Origin of the sequence: Dyella sp. OK004, from assembly GCF_900114495.1 — a bacterium.
Lineage (GTDB): Bacteria > Pseudomonadota > Gammaproteobacteria > Xanthomonadales > Rhodanobacteraceae > Dyella_D.
In genome coordinates, this window is the sequence record NZ_FOZI01000004.1 from 172,536 (window position 1) to 190,069 (window position 17,534).

Genomic DNA, 17,534 nt, shown 5'->3' on the forward strand with positions numbered 1-17,534 from the left:
TCATCGGGGATGGACGCACCATCGGCGATCCACAATCCAAGTTGGTCTGGCGTCAGGGATTCCATGAGGGGTGGAGTGATGCAGAGTAGACCGTGGGCAGAAGCCCTTTTTCGAAACATCGCGATTGCCGTCGCATACGGCGCCGCGTTGATTTTGTTTCGACAATTGTCGATCCCGCACTGGATCATCCTGACGGGCTTTCATCTCAGCGTTCTGCTGCTGACCCGATACAAGTATTGGCCTGCGCTGATCGTTGGCGACATGGCGCGCCTGGCGTACCTGAGCATCACTTGTTATCCGCAGTTCGGGCTGGTCTGGTCGCTGGTCAATCTGATTCCGTCGATCTGCTATTTCATCCCGGTGGTGTGGCTGTTCCGCCAACGCTGGGATCTGTTCCCGAAGAGCAGCGCAGTGAACATGCCGGCGCTATTGCTGTGCTCGCTCATCGTTGCGGGTATCGCCACACTGGTGACCATCGGCCAGGTTCTGCTCACGCCGCTGCCGCCGGGGTATGTGTTGCACTACGGCGAGGTGGGCGCGCGGCTGGTGTTGGGTAACTTCCTTGGCATCCTGACCATCACGCCGATCAGCCTGGTGTTCCGTCAGCTCTTCATCGAGGCGCAGGGTCGATGGCGGGAATGGGCGCATGAGGTTGTCGAAAGCCGCCTGATGTTCGAAGGCATTGTGCTGACCGTGCCTATGCTCACTTTCCTCGTGTGGTTTGGACTTCACGACCCGCACGCTCAGGAAATCGCGCAAATGGCGATGTTCCTGCCGGTTATCTGGCTCGCCTTGCGCCACGGTTGGCAGGGCGCTGCACTGGGTGGCACATGGGCCAGCTTCGCGATCATGGTGCTGATGCCAGCGCGCAACGACCACGCGACGCTCCAGGCCGAAACGCTGGTTGCCATGGCGATCAGCACCATGCTGCTGGTGGGTGCTCGCATCGCCGCATTGGATCGGCGCGCGCAGCAGGGGCACGCCGACATGCGCCGCGCGCATGCGCTGGCGCAACGCAACGTCCATATGGGTGAGGCGCAGATGCGCGTGACCGCGCAGGCGCTGGATCAGATCCGCGATTCCATCGACGGTGTGTTTTTCAGGATGCTGGGCCGGCTGCGTCACTTGCAACCGGTGGTTGATCATGGTGGTTATCACCGGCAGGCGCTGAACACGCAGGACCAACTGTTTCGCGTGGCCGATAGCCTCTATCCCCTGGGACTGCGCGAGCGCGGCTTGATCGGCGCGTTGCGGGAAGGTGCCCTGGCCCGAACCCTGGCCGAGTCTGGCATCTACTTTTGGTGCGACGTGCGCGGCCCTTTAAGCCTTTTTGCTCAGTCGACCCACGTAGCGATTTATCGCGTCATCGGTGAAGCGATTGCGGAAGCCTGCGCCTTACGTGACGTCTCCGACATCCTCGTGAAAGTGCGATGTGGCGTGAGAGGGAGGCTGTGGGTCGTGATCCAAGTCGACGCTCGCGCTAACCCCGTTCACTTGCCCCATATCCCATGGGACGACCTGTTGCCCCGGCTGCGTCGCAGCACCAGCGGGCTAGGCCGCAAGGCCATCATCGATCGCGCGGCCACGTTCGAGGGCCAGTTACGCGAGCGGACGTTGCGCAAAGGGCGGCGTCTTGTCGTCCAGTTGCTCAACCCGCTCCATCCCGACGACTGACGCCGCCGGGATGGACGCGGAGATCACTGCGCCTTGATGTTGCAGTCAATCGGGTCGCAAGCCACCTGGGCCTGGGTCAGGGCCTGCGCCTTGATGTTGCAGTCAATCGGGTCGCAAGCCACCTGGGCCTGGGTCAGGGCCTGCACCTTGATGTTGCAGTCAATCGGATCGCATACCGTCGTCTGAGCCTGCGCCTTGATGTTGCAGTCGATCGGGTCGCACGCCGTCGTCTGAGCCTGTGCCTTGATGTTGCAGTCGATCGGATCGCACGCCGTCGTCCGAGCCTGCGCCTTGATGTTGCAATCGATCGGATCGCACACCGCTGAGGTCTTCGCCTTGATGTTGCAATCAATCGGATCGCACACCGCCTGGGTCGGCGCTGCGCGCAGCAGGACGGTGCCATCGGTCATGGGCGTTGCCGTTACGGCCGTTGCGCCATCGTTGTAAACCGTGGCCGTTGTGGCGGCAGGCTTGGCACGAGTAGCTATGGCGGCAGGCTGTTGTGGTGTGGCGACCAACTGGGCAAACCGGCCCATGGGCAGCGTGATGAACTGTCCGCCCGCGGTGCCGACGGCACCCAGGACATTACCGTTCATGTCGTTGACCTGAAGGTATCGAATGCCGCCCAGCGTGAACGCGTAGACATGGTAGTTCGGGTGAGCGCTGACATCCGTGGTGTTAGGCCATGCCTGACCCAAACCGGTAGATGGCGTGGATGGAGAAGCCGCGAAAATAGCTCCCGAGATAAACACAGCCAGGGCGGCAAACATGGCACGAGCGAATGACTTCTTCATATGAATCCCCTCGGTTGATGGTGGGTGTAGCACTTTGTTGCGGGCGTCAATCTAGCATCGGACTTTGATTGGAAACGGTGATGGCACCGCGTCTGGAGTGCCCGCTAGTGAAGAAGGCCATATGCCGCGGCGCAGTGATGGTGGAAGCCCGGGATATCATTTCCCGCGACAGGCTCGCTCGCCGACGCAATTCAGACGTTAAAGATCCGTCCCGGGACGATGGCCAGCGTTGCGGCGAGGGGAGGCACCGGACAGGCTTGGCATGTTCGCTTTACTCAATGGAGAACAGGGTGATCAGGACGATTTTCTTTGACTACGACGGCGTGCTCACGACCGACAAGAGTGGTTCGCAGACAACGTTTCGATATCTGAGCGAGGCCAGCGGCATCGCGTTATCAACGATCAGTGCCGCCTTCAGTCCTTATAGCGGAGACCTGTTCACGGGCAAGGTGAGCCACGCCAAGATCTGGCACAAGGTTTGTGAGGCGATGGGCAAAGCGCTGGATATCGACTTGCTCGCTGCGGCATTCGAAAGCACGCCACGGAATCACGGGATGTTCTCGTTGGCTCAAACGCTGAGAGCCAACTATTCGGTGGGGATCATCACGGACAACAACAAAGACCGGATGGACCACCTCAGGAAGCACCAGGCATTGGATGCCCTGTTCAGCCCCATCGTTGTCTCTGCGGAAGTGGGCAGCAGCAAGCATGGCCAGGACATCTTTCTGCACGCGACATCGCGCGCAGACGTGGCTCCTGTCGAAAGCATCTTCATCGACAACAGCGAAGCCAACCTGGTGGTGGCACGTGCTTTAGGCATGCATACCGTCTTCCATGATGATGAGAAGAATGACATCGACGCCTTGACGAGAGCGTTGGAGTCGCTTGGCGTTCGCGTCGGCTGCCACTAAAGCGATACGTTCTCGCATGTTGAATGCCCGCTCTCGAGCCGAAGCGGGCACATAGCAAGGAACAGCGAGAACGGAACCAGGTCGGACTGGCCCACTCTTTCTAGTGTTTGGCTGACAATTCGCCCAACGGTTTGCCGGTTTCATCCAACGTCCGGATAGAAGGCGAACCATCCGCGGCTACCGAAAGGACGATCCGCGGGTGCCCTTTGGTGTCGTTGATCGCCAGTCCTACGCTGTTGTCGGTGCCTTTGCCCAGCACCAGGCGTGTCATGGGGCGCCCTCCGTGCTCATCGAAGTAAGCCATTATTTTTTTCGACTGCTCATCCTTGGGCAGATCTTTGATCGTCGCCGCGTAATCCATGAGCTCACTAAGTGGGAAGTCGGGGCGGTCGGTCAGCCTGAACTCGTTGCGATGGACGTTGCCCTGTTGGTAGGCGTCCAGGCTCATGACCTGATCCTGGTCATAGGCATCAAATGAGAGATGACCATAAGTCTGCCGAGTACCGTCTTTGTCCCTTTCGCCGCCGAAAGCCAGGCCGCCGTTCTCGGAGCCCTCGTCGTTTAGGAACACCATGCCCGCAGTCCGTCGGTCAGGACGTGGGTATTCCTTGTTCTTGTTGTAGTTGCCGGGCGACTTATCAGCGTTGGATATGATCAGGCGCAACGTGCCGTCGGATTCGCGCACATTGATCCGCTGGACGTCCAATTGTTCCAGCGTGAGTTTCTTCGGTGATTGCACAAAGCCACTCAACACCGTCACCGCGAATACGGCGGTCAGTACACCGGAATAAATGATCAGGAAACGCTGGCCTGGATACATCGTCCTTCTCCTCATCCGTCGCGCACCGTAAAGCGAAAGATTGTGGTTATGAAATTGCAGCGACATTGAGTTCGCGCGGGGCGCTGACTTACCGCGCGAAATCCATATTCACTGGCGTGGCGGGGAGCAGCGGATTTGCAGTGCCGGTCAGTGGAACATCCTTGCTCACCACGTCCAGCTTGAAATCGTCGGCCAGCACTTCGCCCTTGTTGCCTTCAAGCAGGAACCCGAACGCGATCGCCTTGGCGTTGTCGGGTATGTCCAGCACGATCTCATAGCGTCGCCACTCAGTGTTGCCGCGTAGCGGACGCGAACTCATATTGTCGAAGCCCACCACCTCTTTGTTGGAGCCGTCGATGCGCATCCACATGGCTGCGCTGATGGCGTCCTTGGTGCGCATGAAGCCGGACAAGCGCAGACGCTTGCCGATATAGGTATCCGCGCGGATGGTTTGCATGAGCGTGCCAAAACCACTGCTTTCCGGTTTGGCACGGATGAAGGCGTTGCGATCGCCGGGGCGACGGTCACCAGCCTGGGTGCCAACGTCGTAGCTCTCGCGTGCGGTGCCGGCGACGAACCAGCCTGTTGGCGTGGCAGCATGAAGCTGGCCGATCAGCAGGAAGGCGGCGAGGGCAAAGGGCAGGCGTTTGATCATGGGGTTTCCTCAGTGGTGGCGATCGTCGGAGCGGTATGTGCGCTTCCGTCGTTACGCAGCAAATAGGCGGTGACCGGGGCAAGGGGAGGCGTGATGTCCATTTGCAGCAGATAGCTTTGCGTGAGGTGGCCGGCGGGCGGCGGCTCAAGGGCGGGCGCGGCGTGGTACACGGTCAGCCATATGGCCATGTTCGCGGCCAGCGCCAGGCCCAGCCAGGGCCACACGAACTTCAAGCGGTGTCTCCACGTGACCTGTTCCGCGGCGTGAAGCACGCGGGCATTCAGACGTCCGGGGGCGACCTCTCGGGCGTTCTGGCGATACAGCGTGACCAGTTCATCCAGTGCCTCGTCAGTCATAGCCATGGCTCCAGAGCTTCGCGCAAGCGCTGTTGCGCGTAGCGCAGTCGGCTCTTGACGGCTTCGTGCGGTACGCCGGTGGCTTCGGCAATTTCCTTCAGGCCGAGACCGCCTTCGGCTTTCATCAGGAAAGCCTCCCGTTGTGGCAGCGGTAGTTTGCGCACGGCATCGAGTAGCGCCTGGCCCAGTGAATCGTTGTGCGCATGCCCCTCGGGCGAGAGCGAGACGGCGGGTAACCTTTGTTCGATATGTTCCATTGCCTCCTGATCTGCCGGGTGCAATCCGTCAGGAGCGTGGCGGCTGAGCACGCGCCAGCGATCGGCAGCGCGCCGGTGGGCGATGGCAAACAGCCACGAAGCGAACGAGGCGCCGGGGAGATAGCTGCTCTTGCCGCGCACCACAGCCAGCCACACCTCCTGAAACACTTCCTCCGCCTCGTTCGGATGGCTCGCCAGTCGGAGCGTGTAGCGGTAGAGCTTGTCGCGATAGCGCACGTAGAGCGCATGGAAGGCCCGGTCATCGCCATCCTGATACAGGCGCATGCAAGCCTCATCCGTCAGTGTGTTGACCTGCGCGGACGGGGGAGAGACCTCGTCGCGTGCGAGCCATGGCCATTGCGATTGTAGAAAACCAATCACATCGGCATTGCCGGGAGTCGAGGCAAAGATAAGGGTGGTGGCACCGGGCATAGGGTCCTTCCTCGTGGCGTTTGCAGAGGTATTCGCCGGAATCTGGCCAATGGGGTTAAACGATGTTGATGCCTACGGGCCGCATGGTGCGTACCTTGTTGACCGAAGAACCTGGTCCGGGCTGTCAGTCAGGTCTTGATGATGTCCGGTAATAACTGCCTGACGGCCTCGTGCACTGGTTTCCTGAGGTTCACCGCCCCTCCGAGGCTGCTCCACAGGCGGAGCTCCTGGAGGCTCGGATGATCGACGAGGCAATGGAAGGCATCGACGTCGAGCTGCGGCATGCCCGAGATGGTGAGCCGGCGCAAGGCGGGTGCCGCAGCTACGGCAGCTAGTCCGGTGAGGCCCTTCATCGTTTCGAGGCCAACTTCTTCGAGGTGCGTCAGCGAGCCCAGGTTCGGCAGGGACGTAACCTTGCGCATCGAATCGAGACCGAGCGTCTTCAGAGACGTGAGCTTCGCCAGGATGGACAGATCGTCGAGCAAGTTGATCCGAAGCAAGTGGAGTGCCTTCAGCTTGGGCAGCTCCGCGAGAGCAGCGAGATCCCGGGTGCCTCCGAACGAAAGACGAAAGCTGGTTAGCTCGCGTAGCGGGGCCAGCATGAAGAGGTCCGGCAGCGTGATGGACCTCAGCCCCAGCGAAGTCAATCGCGTGAGGCGACTGACGCTGGCAATGTCCTTGGTGTGGCCTTCCAAGGAAAGTGTCTCAAGCGCAGGCATGTCCTGCAGGAACTTCAACGAAAGCCGTTTTTGGGTGCGGCCGAAACTGAGTAGCTCAAGGCTGTTTTGCAGATACGAGAATCCGCTGATGTCCTCGAGGTACCACAAGTGCACGCTCAGGCGTCGCACGAAGGGGAAATGCTTGAGGAACTCGAGGTCCGTGCCCGGCGAGCTGTGAAAGTGAAGCGTCACTTCAGGGCGCCCCTCGAGTAGGCGGGCCACTTTTTCCAGGTCCGCGGGCGCCATCGGCAGTTTGACCCCGACCCGCGTGCATTCGGGGCCCAGGGGCTCGAACGAATCTTGGCCGTGACCTAAGAAGCGATTGCGCTCGGTTCTTTCAGCTGTCTTGCGGTTGCCGTCCATCATCCCACCGTCTGCGGAGCGTCAGAAGGATTGCATATGCCTGCGCCGGAAAAGACCCCATGTGCTGCGATCGATAGTACTGAACTTCAAACAGCAAGAAGCGGCAGCGTGGCCAAGATCGCTGCATTGCGATTTCTGTCATCTAGTGAGCGGGCTTGCTCCAAGCTTGAACGCAGTCGCGGCTATCGGCGGACATCTGGCCTGTTCCGTCGGTCTATATCCGGTTACATCTTGGCGTTACAGCTGCCGGCCTGGCCAAGCTGGTGGCCAGCGACGCCCGCCTCCGATCCAAAGCCGTCATTCAAACTCAATAGCGCGGGCGCAAGACGAATTCTGCCAGTACGCCAATGCCGCATGATTGAAAGCCGCCAAGATTCCGACCGACAGACCGCTGATCAGTAGCTAAAGCGGTCCTTACGGTCATGGGTGGAATATTGGGGTATTACGTAGGCGGTTCACTGGGATGGATCTACGTCGGACCAGCAACGCCGAAGGAGGCTCTGGGGGAGTTCTTTCACGGATTGGTTGGCGGCTGCTACTAGTCTTCCGACGTAGCCCGCCCGCAACTCAGAGCACGTCCCACTATCCTGGAAGCCCCGCCGATTGTCGGCTCTCAATCCAAGCAGATACATTGCGCTACCCCATTCGGGTGACGCCTCAGGCGTAATCTCAACGCTCATCCCAGGAAACCACCCACCGTGCCGCATTACTCAGGCCCCCTGCTCACACGTCCCATCGCCGAAACTCTGGTGGCCGCGCGCGATTCCAGCGCAGGCGAGTGGAGCGGGTCATTGGATCTGGGGCGCTCGAACGGCAGTGCGCCGCTGCAGGCGGACGCTTGGCTGTGGAAGGGTCAGCACTACCCGTATCCGCCCAAGCTGAAAGACCGCACGATCTATTACTGGGATGGCGATGAGTTCGCGCCGGTGTCGCGCTTTTCCGGCTCGCTGATCAAGCTGGTGCCCACCGAATGGGGCGCGCCTACTTTCGAGATCGACGGCATCAAGATGCTGCTCACCGCGAAGGAGTCGCCATTCGAGGATGCGCGCCGCAAGGTGGCACTGGTCGAGCCACGGGGCAAAGTATTGCTCGATACTTGCGGTGGCTTGGGCTACTTCGCCGCCTGTTGTCTGGAGGCCGGCGTTGCGCAGATCCATTCGTTCGAAAAGAACCCCGACGTGTTGTGGTTGCGCACGCTCAACCCCTGGTCGCCGGACCCGGACACGCCGGCCAGCGGCGGACGCTTGCACCTCACAAACGCTGACGTATCGCAAGCGATCGCGCAGCTTGCCGATACTTCGGTGGACGCGCTGCTGCATGACCCACCGCGCTTCGGCATCGCCGGCGAACTCTACTCACAGGTGTTCTACGATCAACTGGCGCGCGTACTCCGCCGTAATGGACGCCTGTTCCACTACACCGGCAGCCCCAACAAACTCACCAGTGACCGTGACGTTCCGCGCGAGGTAGCGAAGCGTCTGGAGAAGGCGGGTTTCAAGGCGCAGTTGGCGCTGGATGGGGTGCTGGCGATACGGCGCTGAGCCAGGTGTCGAACAACATTTGCTTGAATCGCTTAGGCCCGCTTTCGACCCGAAGCAGACATCTGCGTTAGATAAGGAGACGACATGGATAGCGGCGACAAGGAAAGGGGCGAACGCGGCGTCGCTTGTAGTCTGTTGAAGCTGTCCGATGGCCGCCTTCGGGTCGTACTGGACGATGTCAGGAATCTCGCGCCCGGTGAGTTGGGGCCATGGCAGCACGAGGTCTTCGTGACGTTCAAGGATTACGAACGGGCAGCGCTGTCTTCGCTGGATCTACCTGAAGATGAGTTGGCGGCATTTGGGCACTACGTTCTGGCGCGTTTGCTCGCGGCAAATGGCTTGCTATGGTCGGAACCGTAAGGTCCGCTTCCGACCTGAAGCGGACACGAGGTGGGGCGGTCTAGAATCTGACCGCGAGTGCATGTATCTCAGGATACAAAGAAAGACCTACACGAGGGATTGCGATATGCAGTCGAGCCTTATTGCCATATTGCCATGCAATGATCTTGATCGTACCGAGGCGTTCTTCGTACGGCTTGGCTTCAAGCGTGAGCACGATAGTTCTGGAGACTATCGAATGCTTGCCGATGGGTTCGGTGCTCAAATCCATCTTAATCAGGCTGTGGAAGGGTGGCTCGTGCCGGGGAGTAATCCATTTGGGCTCTACCTCTACCGCAAGGATGTAGACGAGCTTGCCACTGCATTTCGTGACGAAATCGACGCTGAACCTAGCGACAAACCGTGGGGCATGTACGAGTTCGCCCTGAATGCTCCTGACGACATGCTGGTTAGAGTGGGGTGGCCGACTCATCTCCGCTAGCCGGAACTTAGAGCGTCTTTTAGGTCTATCAGACTGGGGCGCGGCTTCTGCGTTACAAACGGACAGATACTCAGTACGAAGAGCTCGGGCCATTCGGTTTCTAGCTCGATCATGTGAGATATGGCTTTGATTCCGAATGTCCGCTTCCCCCAAAGCAGACATCGTCTAAATTAGGGATTGTTGCCTTTAAGGGGAGAGGGAACTTGTTTCCATTGCAATCTAAGAATTTGCGTCGACTCGCTCAGATTCGCTCGATTCTCTACCTCGTAATGATGGTCGTGGGTTTCGTGTTATTGGGCATCAGTATGCTCAGGAAGCACTGAGCTAAGCGCGCGCCGATAGGCGACTCAAGACGTCCGCTTCCGTCCCGAAGCGGACAGTTCCTGACGGATAGACTGACCGTTGGTGCAAAGGGAGAGGGGCGATGCGAGCTCGCTGGAAGATTGGAACAACGGCTGGGTTGAGATTGAGATGGGATTGTCCAGTTCGGACATCGACCGCCTCATCGGTTTGCTGCAGATGATCAAGGCTGATCCTGACCAGCATTTCCATGCCACCAGTGACTTTGTCGGCAAGGGCGGGATCGGCAAGATCACCTTTTACATCCAGCAGCCGGAAGAGGCTGACAACCTGAGCATTGATGGCCGAGCGCTGGGAGTTGGCGAGTCGATCGCGCTATAGGTGGAGTGTCCACTTCCACCAGAAGCGGACGCGTTTTGGTGTGGTGCCTAATCGATCAACGTAGTGTCTTGGACGAACACAAGGACGCGCCAGTGAAGGTACTGACTACTTTTTGCATATCGTCGCTGATCTCGATGGCTACGATATTGGTGTTAATGCTCATATCCAGCTATTTCGATCCGCACTCTTTCAAGCCGGTGATTGCCCTGGGCATTGCAACAGGTATCGGGCTTGCCAGGGCAATTTCTAGTTGGAAAGAACTGTCGCGGGATATCTCCGCAGTGGTGACCGGTTTCTTAGTCGGGCTTTGCTACTTTCTGTCCGCTCTTTTCAATGGCGGATAAATGTTGCTATGAGAAGAGCTTTCGTTGCAAAGATATCGAAGGTCCGCTTCCGACCCAAAGCAGACATCACGCGTCATGGTGACTAACCCTCGAAGAGCGCGCAAACGAGCTGCGCGTGTGCTCACAACCGGCTAGAAACGTCACCCCGTGCTGTTAGATCACCATCAACGAGAAGCAAGCCGCGCGACGAGCTGCGCCTTCACGCTCGGCCATTCCTCGCGCACGATGCTGTAGAGCGCGGTGTCTCTGGCGTTGCCGTTGGGCTCGATCTTGTCCTTGCGCATGACGCCTTCGAACGTCGCGCCGATCTTCTCGAGCGCACGCCTGGATCTGGCGTTGTCGGCCTTGGCCCGAAACTGGACACGATTCGCACCGAGAGTTTCGAAGCAATGCTCAAGCAGGAGCAGCTTGCACTCGGTGTTGATGCCGGTCCCCCAGAATTCGCACGCCATCCAGGTGACGCCGATTTCGATTTTCTTGTCGTGAGGATGGATATCGAGCAGCCGGGTGGTGCCGATGATTTGGCCGCTGCCGGCAAGGCACATCAGGAGCGGGTAGACCTTGCCGTGCTCCCTATCCCGCAGGGCCGCCTTGAAGTTGGGGTAAAAGATGGCGGGATCGGAATAAGCCACCGACGTGAGTCGCCAGATGTTGGGGTCGCGGCTGACGTTGAAGAGTTCGTCCAGGGTTTCTTCCTCCACCGGACGAAGCTCAACCAGGCGACCCTTGAGGATCAGCGGGTGTTGCAGCCATTGCGTCATCAAAATGCACCTGTGGCGGTCGAGTTCGCACGTCGGTCGGTGCGGGTGGCGTATTACACAACCGACAGCAGACTTTTCAGCGTCGCGATGGAGGCAATTCGGGGCAAGTCCCATCACGGATGGTACGCAGCGACGTCGCTACGCCAGCAACCATCAGTTCGCCAACGGCTCGGTTAGCGTGGGTCGCTGCACACTCAACGCCGTGCCGGCCGCCGCCACGATGATCGCCACGATCGCCAGCCATTGCAGCAGACTGAGTCGTTCGCCCAGCAACGCCACACCCGCCATCGCCGCGACGGCCGGCTCAAGGCTCAGCAAAGTGCTGAAGGTGCGCGCCGGCAGTTTGGTCAGCGCGATCATTTCGAGCGTATACGGCAGTGCCGAGCTGAGCACAGCCACGCCCAATGCAAACGGCAGCAGTGCCGGTGACAGCAGGGCACTGCCGGCATGCGCGACGCCAAACGGAATCGCCAGCAAGGCGCCGATCGAAGTGCCCAGCGTTACGGCATCCGCGCCGTAGGCCGCGCCCGCCTTCTTGCCCAGTACGATGTACAGCGCCCAGCCCACGCCAGCGGCCAGTGCATACATCACGCCCACCGGATCGAGCGCCTGTGCCTGCTCGCGCAGCGGCAGCAACAAGGCCAGCCCGGCGATCACCAGTGCAATCCAGACAAAGTCGAGCAGCCGGCGCGAGCCGAACAGCGCGAGCGCGAGCGGCCCGGTGAATTCCAGCGCCACCGCGATGCCCAGGGGGATCGTGCGCAGCGACATATAGAACACCAGGTTCATCGCACCTATCGAAAGGCCATAACCCCATAGCGCGCGCCAGTCGCGCTGACCGCCCAACCGCCGCCACGGCCGCCGCCATAACAGCAGGATCAGCGCACTCAGCCCTAACCGATAAGCCGTAGCGCCCTGGGCGCCGACCTGCGGGAACAGGTGTTTGGCCAGCGATGCACCGCACTGATACGAAACCATGGCGATCAACAGCACGCCAATCGCAAGCGCGACGGGAGCAACAGCGGAACGTGACGACATGAGTGATGCCTGGGGGAGAGCAGTCCGTACATGATGCCCGCAAGGCGGGACGAAGCCCACCAGGTTGGCCGCCTCATCGTCGCCATTGCTGACAGCCGTTGACAGTAGTGGGTGGTACGACGCGCTTGCCCGAAAAAATCCACGGAAGCGACCGCTGCCAGTCCGAGTCGGCATGCAGGATGAGACAAAGGGGGCTACCTGATTTCCTGTCTCGATCGCACAACGCTGGCCGAGCGCCAAAAGGGAGGAGCGTCATGAAGCTGTGGACCATTGCCGTGTGTCTGCTGGCGATGTGCGGAAGCGTGTATGCGCAAACGACGGTCTGGCAGCCCGCCGCCGGGCACACCCAAATACCGATATGGCCGGGAGCAGCGCCCGGCGTGAAGCCAGCGCCAGGGCCGGAAACCTACACGCGGGGAGCGGCGACCAACGTGACCCAGCCCACGATGACGGTCTATGCCGCCAAGGGGCAGAACACCGGCGCCGCGGTCGTTGTGTTTCCGGGCGGCGGCTTCCAAATCCTCGCCATGGACCTCGAAGGCACCGAGATCTGCGATTGGCTGACTTCCAGAGGCATCACATGTGTCTTGCTGAAGTACCGCGTCCCGAGCGTGCCGTATGTCTGGCAATGCGATTGCCGTCCCCACAATCTGACGACATCGGTGCCGTCATTGCAGGACGCACAGAGAACGCTGAGGTTAGTGCGCTCTCACGCTGCGGAATGGCACATCGACCCACACAAAGTGGGCGTGCTCGGTTTTTCCGCAGGCGGGTATCTGGTGGCGGAAGTGAGCACGCGCTTTAAAGGTCGCCTGTATAAACCGGTAGACGCGGCCGACCAAGAAAGCAGCCGTCCTGATTTCGCCGTAGCGGTTTACCCAGGGCATCTTGTGACCGATAGCGATACGTTGAATCCCAATGTTCCGGTCTCCCACGAGACACCGCCCACGTTCCTGGTGCAGGCGGAAGACGACAACGTGGATGGTGTGCAACAAGCGCTGGTTTACTACGCCGCACTGAAGAAGGCCGACGTACCGGTCGAGATGCATCTGTATGCACAGGGCGGCCATGCGTTCGGCTTGCGGCCGACGCAGTATCCAATTAGCGGTTGGCCCAAGCTGGTCGAGGTGTGGCTGCAGACGATCGGTATCGTCAAGGGTTGAGAGGTTGATTTGAAATGTTTGCTCCCTCCTCTAGATCGTCTCACGAGACTCCCTCGAATCACCGTCATTCCGGCGAAGGCCGGAATCCAGTCGAGTGAGCCGTGCGAAGCACTCAACATAGATTTTGTGTGCTTCGCACGCATGCCTAACTGGATTCCGGCCTTCGCCGGAATGACGGCTTGGAGCTTCATGGAGTGACTGAGGCTCAGGGCTAATCAGTGGATCCCATGCGCCCGCAGCACATCCCCAATATCCACACGCCAGATATTGCGCGACCCATTGAGCGGCCCGCTTAGCCGCTTCTGCAGCGAGGCCGCATCGTCGCGCGGTTTGGGAAAGCGCACTTCTTCCTGGCGGTTGCTGGATACGTAGAGCTCACCGAAGCCCGGCCCCAGCGTGGGCGCGTTCTCCAGGCTCGCGGTGTTCACGTCGCCGCCCAGGTGTTCAGGCTTGCTCCAACTGCCGTCGGTCTGGTGGAAGGCGATGTAGATGTCGGCGCTGCCAAGTGAGTCGCCTTCGTTTCCGGCGAAGAGCAGGAAGCGGCCTTGCGGATCGACGCAGGGATCCATGCGGTTGTGCGAGAGGTCGCCCAGTTCCACGCGCTGCGGTGCGGAGTAGGCGTTGCCCGCAGGGTGCACCACGTAGATCTGGTAGAGCTTGCCGGAGTCGGCGCGATGGGCGGAGAAATAGATGTCGCCATTGGCCGCCACCGAGGGGTTGTAGAGCATGGCGCCTTCGTTGAGTGCGCCTTCCACGTGCACGGGTTCGCCCCAGTGGCCGCCGGTCTGGCGCTCGACATACCAGAGGTTGGTGCCTGCAAAGGTCTGTCCGCCCATCTCGGCAACCACGGGCGCGCCGCCTGCATGCGGCGGACGGTTGGAGACAAAGTACAGGCGCTTGCCGTCTGGCGCGTAGGCGGGTTCGGAGTCGTGCCATTGGCCGGAGAACGAGGCCACTTCCGGTGCCGACCACCCGTTGCCGCGGCGCTGCGAGACCATGATGGTGTCGTCTTTCTCGGCGAAGTCGGAGCGCAGGAAGTACAGCGTCTTGCCGTCCGGCGACAGTGCGGCGGTGGTCTCCTGCAGGCCGGTGGAAATGACACCGGGGCCGAGCAGTTCGGCGGCTTTCACGGGCCCGCTGCAGGCCAGCGCAAAAGCTGTGGCCCAGGCAAAGGTTTTCAACGTCATGCGTGTTCCCTGTCGGTTGACGGATCGATGCGACCTGCCGTCATCATCGGCAAGGCGAACACAGCGCGCTGTGGTTTTGTGATGAACGGTGGTTGTGATGTGGCGAGCGGTCGCTTGCGCGGGCGGCCGGCTAGGCCATGCCCAGCGCGCGCCGCGCATGCGTGCGGAAGCGACGGCTCAGACTGAGGCGGGTGCCGTTGTGCAACACCACCTCGGCGTTGCCCTGAAACAGCGGATGGATTTCGCGGATGCGCTCCACATTGACCAAGGTGCCGCGATGAATGCGCAGGAAGCGCGCCGGGTCCAGCGTATCCAACAGATGCCGCAGCGTTTCGCGATGCAGGTAGCTGGTGCCGCCGACGTGGATCTGCACGTAGTTGCCGTCCGCGCGAATCCAGTCGATGTCGTCGGTGGCGATCACGCGGATGCTCTCGCCGATACGCACGCTGATGCGTTGCGCATGGCCCGGAGCTGGCGGCGCCTGTGGCATTTCCGGTTTGGCGGTGACGTGCGCTTGCATACCTAGCCACTGCTGCCGCACGCGCGCCATCGCCTGATCGAAGCGTGTCTGGTCGATCGGCTTGAGTATGTAATCCAGCGCGTTGGCGTCGAAGGCGCGCAACGCATGCTGGCCGTAGGCGGTGGCAAACACCACCATCGGCAAGGTCTCCGGCTTCAGCCGGTGCAGCAGTTTGAACCCGTCCATGCCAGGCATGCGGATGTCCAGGAACAGCAGCGCCGGCTCCAGCGCAGCGATAGCCTGCATGGCCTCGGCGGCGTTGCCGCATTCGCCCACGATCTCGACATCCGGGTGCGCGGCCAGTGCCTGGCGCAGGGCCAGCCGTGCCAGCACTTCGTCGTCCACCAGTAGGGTGCGGATTGGCGATGGGTTCATGCGGCGGGCTCCGCTACGTATTCGCGAAACGGAAAGCGCAGCTCCACGCGCGTGCCGCCTTCCGCCTTGCGCGCCAGCGCCACGCTGGCGGCTTCGCCGAACAACACCTGTAGGCGCGCGCGCGTATTGCCCAGGCCCAGGCCTTCGGAAACCCCTTCCGGCAAGCCCAGGCCATCATCGTCCACGCGCAGATACAGTTGGTCGCCTTCGCGCCGGCTAACCACCTGCAGCAGACCGCGTTCGGGCTTGTCCAGCAGACCATGGCGCAGCGCGTTCTCCACCAGCGGCTGCAGAATCATGCTGGGCACGGCGGCGCGCACGGTATCCATCGCCACATCCAGATGTGTGCTCAGCCGGTCCTGAAAACGTACCTGCTGGATATCCAGATAACAGCGCAGCAATTCCAGCTCGCGCGACAGCGGCACCTCCAGTGCGTGGCGTTCTTCCAGCGTCAGGCGCAGCAGATCGCTGAGCCGGGCGATCATCAGGCGCGCCTGGATTGGGTCGGCCAGCGCGAGCGCAGAAATCGCATTGAGCGTGTTGAACAAAAAATGCGGCTGCAACTGCACGCGCAGCGTGCGCAGCTGCGACTGCGCCAACTGCGACGCCAGCTGTGCATTGCGCAGGCGTTCGTCGCGCAACCGGCGCTGTGAATCCAGACCGCGCAGCACCGCCAGGATCACCCAGTAGATCAACAGGGCGAAGTGATAGTTGAAAGCGAATTGCATGCCCAGGAAGCCACCGAAGGTGGTTACCGGCGCACGCCCCGGACCGCACGCGGCCCAGTAGATCGCCAGATGCACCAGCACATGCGCCAGCGCCACGCCAAGGCTGGCCGGCACATGCACGGCGGCGAAGTGTCGCCAGCCCCGGCCAGCTCCCGCACGGCCCAGCCACGCGACCAGCGGTACCAGCGCCATCCACAAATAGAAGTCGGTGAAGTTCCACACCAGCATGCGCGACCAGCGCGCTTCCTCGCCTTCGCTGATCGCGGACAGCCCCGAGCTGAGCGTGTACGACAGCGCAATCAGGGTCCAGAACCCCAGCAACAGGGCCGGCATAGCCAGCCGGCGTGGCGTAACGCGTGTAAACACCTCACCCTCAACGGCGGCAGCGACAGGCTTGCGCCGGCGCAGTGTGTGACGGCGGACGCGCGCGGGAAAGTGCCTCACGGCCTGGTTCGGCGCTGTTCCAGCCACGGCGCCAACGACACCTGCCAGATATTGTCGCCCTGCCGGTTCCAGTCGGCCGTTTCGCCAGACACCCGCCGGTCGCTGTAGAAGTAAAGCGTGCGATGGTCCGGGCCAAGCTGCGCACCCATCGCATGCGTGCCCTCATTCACCGCATCGCCGAGATCCTGCGGCGCGCTCCAGCCTTGCGGCGTCGCGAACGCGATCGCCAGTCGATAGGCCTGCTTCGGTGCGCGCTGAACGCTGACCACCATGAAGGATTGATCCGGCGCGACGGCAGGATCGCGGATCTGTGCATCGGCGCCACCCAGTGCGACCAGCTCGGGCGCCTGGTAATGGCCATCGCGCAATGCGGCACGCTTCAGATGCAAGCTGTCGTCCGGTGCGCAGCCGATGTAGTACAGGCTGCCATCGGCGGCGACGCTCGGCGCAAAGCTCATGGAGCAGCTGTTCACTGCATCCGGCAGTCGTACCGGCGAGCCCCAGCCGCTGCCCTGGCGCGCCACGCGCCACAGGTTCATGCCGTGACCGGGCGTGCGGCGTGTACCGCGCACCGCATCGATCGGCGCGCCGTCGCCGGAAGCGGGGCGATTGGAGACGAACACCAGATACGAACCATCCGGCGCCATCGCCGGATCGAGATCGCGCCAGTGGCCGGAGAACGCCGCGGTGCGTGGCGTCGACCAGCGCGTACCGCTGCGGTGCGATTCAAAGATGCTCCCGTCATCGCCCACGCTGCGCATGAAGTACACCGCGCTGCCATCCGGCGTGAAAGCGGCGGCACCTTCATCGTCCGGACCAGAGATGGTGCCCGGTGCAAACACCGTAGGTGTGGCGACCTCGGCGGCGGCAACAACGCCGCCCACAATGAGCAGGAGGGCGAGCATCGGCAAACGGCGCATGGGGTTTCCTCATCGACGGATAGCCGCGAGG

At 61.2% G+C, this 17,534-nt stretch carries 20 protein-coding genes; 8 read left to right on the forward strand and 12 right to left on the reverse strand.

Annotated features, from left to right (window positions below; genetic code table 11):
• The first annotated feature begins 9 nt into the window (after nucleotides 1–9).
• The gene (locus BM338_RS16945) at nucleotides 10–1,674 is read left to right on the forward strand and encodes an MASE1 domain-containing protein (RefSeq protein ID WP_255367347.1); all 1,665 of its coding nucleotides are present in this window, start codon (nucleotides 10–12) and stop codon (nucleotides 1,672–1,674) included.
• A gap of 23 nt (nucleotides 1,675–1,697) precedes the next feature.
• On the opposite strand, the gene BM338_RS21650 is transcribed toward BM338_RS16945, so the two are convergent.
• Nucleotides 1,698–2,468 (reverse strand): hypothetical protein, encoded by a 771-nt coding sequence (locus BM338_RS21650; RefSeq protein WP_177229400.1) that lies wholly within the window; start codon nucleotides 2,466–2,468, stop codon nucleotides 1,698–1,700.
• 80 nt (nucleotides 2,469–2,548) lie between these two features.
• On the opposite strand from BM338_RS21650, the gene BM338_RS16955 reads away from it, so the two are divergent.
• A complete protein-coding gene (locus BM338_RS16955; RefSeq protein WP_218156374.1) occupies nucleotides 2,549–3,379 on the forward strand; it encodes an HAD-IA family hydrolase in 831 nt (276 codons plus the stop codon).
• A 100-nt stretch (nucleotides 3,380–3,479) separates the two neighbouring features.
• On the opposite strand, the gene BM338_RS16960 is transcribed toward BM338_RS16955, so the two are convergent.
• The 5 genes from BM338_RS16960 to BM338_RS16980 form a co-directional block, all read right to left on the reverse strand.
• Nucleotides 3,480–4,199 carry a hypothetical protein gene (locus tag BM338_RS16960; protein WP_090452914.1) on the reverse strand — a complete coding sequence of 240 codons (720 nt, stop codon included), beginning with the start codon at nucleotides 4,197–4,199 and terminating at the stop codon, nucleotides 3,480–3,482.
• A gap of 88 nt (nucleotides 4,200–4,287) precedes the next feature.
• Entirely contained in the window at nucleotides 4,288–4,854 is a 567-nt protein-coding gene (locus BM338_RS16965; protein ID WP_090452916.1) for a hypothetical protein, read from the reverse strand.
• Nucleotides 4,851–5,210, reverse strand: coding sequence for a hypothetical protein (locus tag BM338_RS16970; protein ID WP_090452918.1), 360 nt, complete (start codon nucleotides 5,208–5,210; stop codon nucleotides 4,851–4,853). The genes BM338_RS16965 and BM338_RS16970 overlap by 4 nt, the downstream gene beginning before the upstream one ends.
• Nucleotides 5,207–5,899, reverse strand: coding sequence for a sigma-70 family RNA polymerase sigma factor (locus tag BM338_RS16975; RefSeq protein ID WP_090452920.1), 693 nt, complete (start codon nucleotides 5,897–5,899; stop codon nucleotides 5,207–5,209). Before BM338_RS16975 ends, BM338_RS16970 begins: the two co-directional genes overlap by 4 nt.
• Before the next feature lie 128 nt (nucleotides 5,900–6,027).
• The gene (locus BM338_RS16980; protein WP_143109331.1) at nucleotides 6,028–6,981 is read right to left on the reverse strand and encodes a leucine-rich repeat domain-containing protein; all 954 of its coding nucleotides are present in this window, start codon (nucleotides 6,979–6,981) and stop codon (nucleotides 6,028–6,030) included.
• 698 nt (nucleotides 6,982–7,679) lie between these two features.
• Here BM338_RS16980 and BM338_RS16985 point away from each other — a divergent pair.
• The 5 genes from BM338_RS16985 to BM338_RS17005 all read left to right on the forward strand — a co-directional run bounded on the left by BM338_RS16985 (nucleotide 7,680) and on the right by BM338_RS17005 (nucleotide 10,367).
• Nucleotides 7,680–8,522, forward strand: a complete 843-nt coding sequence (locus tag BM338_RS16985; RefSeq protein ID WP_090452924.1) for a class I SAM-dependent methyltransferase — start codon at nucleotides 7,680–7,682, stop codon at nucleotides 8,520–8,522.
• A gap of 84 nt (nucleotides 8,523–8,606) precedes the next feature.
• The gene (locus BM338_RS16990) at nucleotides 8,607–8,882 is read left to right on the forward strand and encodes a hypothetical protein (protein ID WP_090452926.1); all 276 of its coding nucleotides are present in this window, start codon (nucleotides 8,607–8,609) and stop codon (nucleotides 8,880–8,882) included.
• A 106-nt stretch (nucleotides 8,883–8,988) separates the two neighbouring features.
• A complete protein-coding gene (locus BM338_RS16995; protein ID WP_090452928.1) occupies nucleotides 8,989–9,342 on the forward strand; it encodes a VOC family protein in 354 nt (117 codons plus the stop codon).
• A gap of 402 nt (nucleotides 9,343–9,744) precedes the next feature.
• Nucleotides 9,745–10,023 carry a hypothetical protein gene (locus BM338_RS17000; RefSeq protein WP_143109332.1) on the forward strand — a complete coding sequence of 93 codons (279 nt, stop codon included), beginning with the start codon at nucleotides 9,745–9,747 and terminating at the stop codon, nucleotides 10,021–10,023.
• A 68-nt stretch (nucleotides 10,024–10,091) separates the two neighbouring features.
• Nucleotides 10,092–10,367: a hypothetical protein gene (locus BM338_RS17005; RefSeq protein ID WP_143109333.1), complete on the forward strand. Its 276-nt coding sequence runs from the start codon at nucleotides 10,092–10,094 to the stop codon at nucleotides 10,365–10,367.
• Between the two features lie 164 nt (nucleotides 10,368–10,531).
• On the opposite strand, the gene BM338_RS17010 is transcribed toward BM338_RS17005, so the two are convergent.
• Nucleotides 10,532–11,128 carry a GNAT family N-acetyltransferase gene (locus tag BM338_RS17010; RefSeq protein ID WP_255367348.1) on the reverse strand — a complete coding sequence of 199 codons (597 nt, stop codon included), beginning with the start codon at nucleotides 11,126–11,128 and terminating at the stop codon, nucleotides 10,532–10,534.
• 153 nt (nucleotides 11,129–11,281) lie between these two features.
• Nucleotides 11,282–12,166 (reverse strand): EamA family transporter, encoded by an 885-nt coding sequence (locus BM338_RS17015; RefSeq protein WP_090452934.1) that lies wholly within the window; start codon nucleotides 12,164–12,166, stop codon nucleotides 11,282–11,284.
• Nucleotides 12,167–12,435: 269 nt separating this feature from the next.
• On the opposite strand from BM338_RS17015, the gene BM338_RS17020 reads away from it, so the two are divergent.
• Nucleotides 12,436–13,329 carry an alpha/beta hydrolase gene (locus BM338_RS17020; protein ID WP_218156382.1) on the forward strand — a complete coding sequence of 298 codons (894 nt, stop codon included), beginning with the start codon at nucleotides 12,436–12,438 and terminating at the stop codon, nucleotides 13,327–13,329.
• Between the two features lie 215 nt (nucleotides 13,330–13,544).
• Here BM338_RS17020 and BM338_RS17025 read toward each other — a convergent pair whose 3' ends face one another.
• The 4 genes from BM338_RS17025 to BM338_RS17040 form a co-directional block, all read right to left on the reverse strand.
• Nucleotides 13,545–14,516, reverse strand: a complete 972-nt coding sequence (locus tag BM338_RS17025) for a TolB-like translocation protein (RefSeq protein WP_090452938.1) — start codon at nucleotides 14,514–14,516, stop codon at nucleotides 13,545–13,547.
• A gap of 130 nt (nucleotides 14,517–14,646) precedes the next feature.
• Nucleotides 14,647–15,411, reverse strand: a complete 765-nt coding sequence (locus tag BM338_RS17030; RefSeq protein WP_090452939.1) for a LytR/AlgR family response regulator transcription factor — start codon at nucleotides 15,409–15,411, stop codon at nucleotides 14,647–14,649.
• Nucleotides 15,408–16,583 carry a sensor histidine kinase gene (locus tag BM338_RS17035; RefSeq protein ID WP_255367349.1) on the reverse strand — a complete coding sequence of 392 codons (1,176 nt, stop codon included), beginning with the start codon at nucleotides 16,581–16,583 and terminating at the stop codon, nucleotides 15,408–15,410. Before BM338_RS17035 ends, BM338_RS17030 begins: the two co-directional genes overlap by 4 nt.
• Nucleotides 16,580–17,503 carry a TolB family protein gene (locus tag BM338_RS17040; protein WP_090452943.1) on the reverse strand — a complete coding sequence of 308 codons (924 nt, stop codon included), beginning with the start codon at nucleotides 17,501–17,503 and terminating at the stop codon, nucleotides 16,580–16,582. Before BM338_RS17040 ends, BM338_RS17035 begins: the two co-directional genes overlap by 4 nt.
• Between the last annotated feature and the right edge of the window lie 31 nt (nucleotides 17,504–17,534).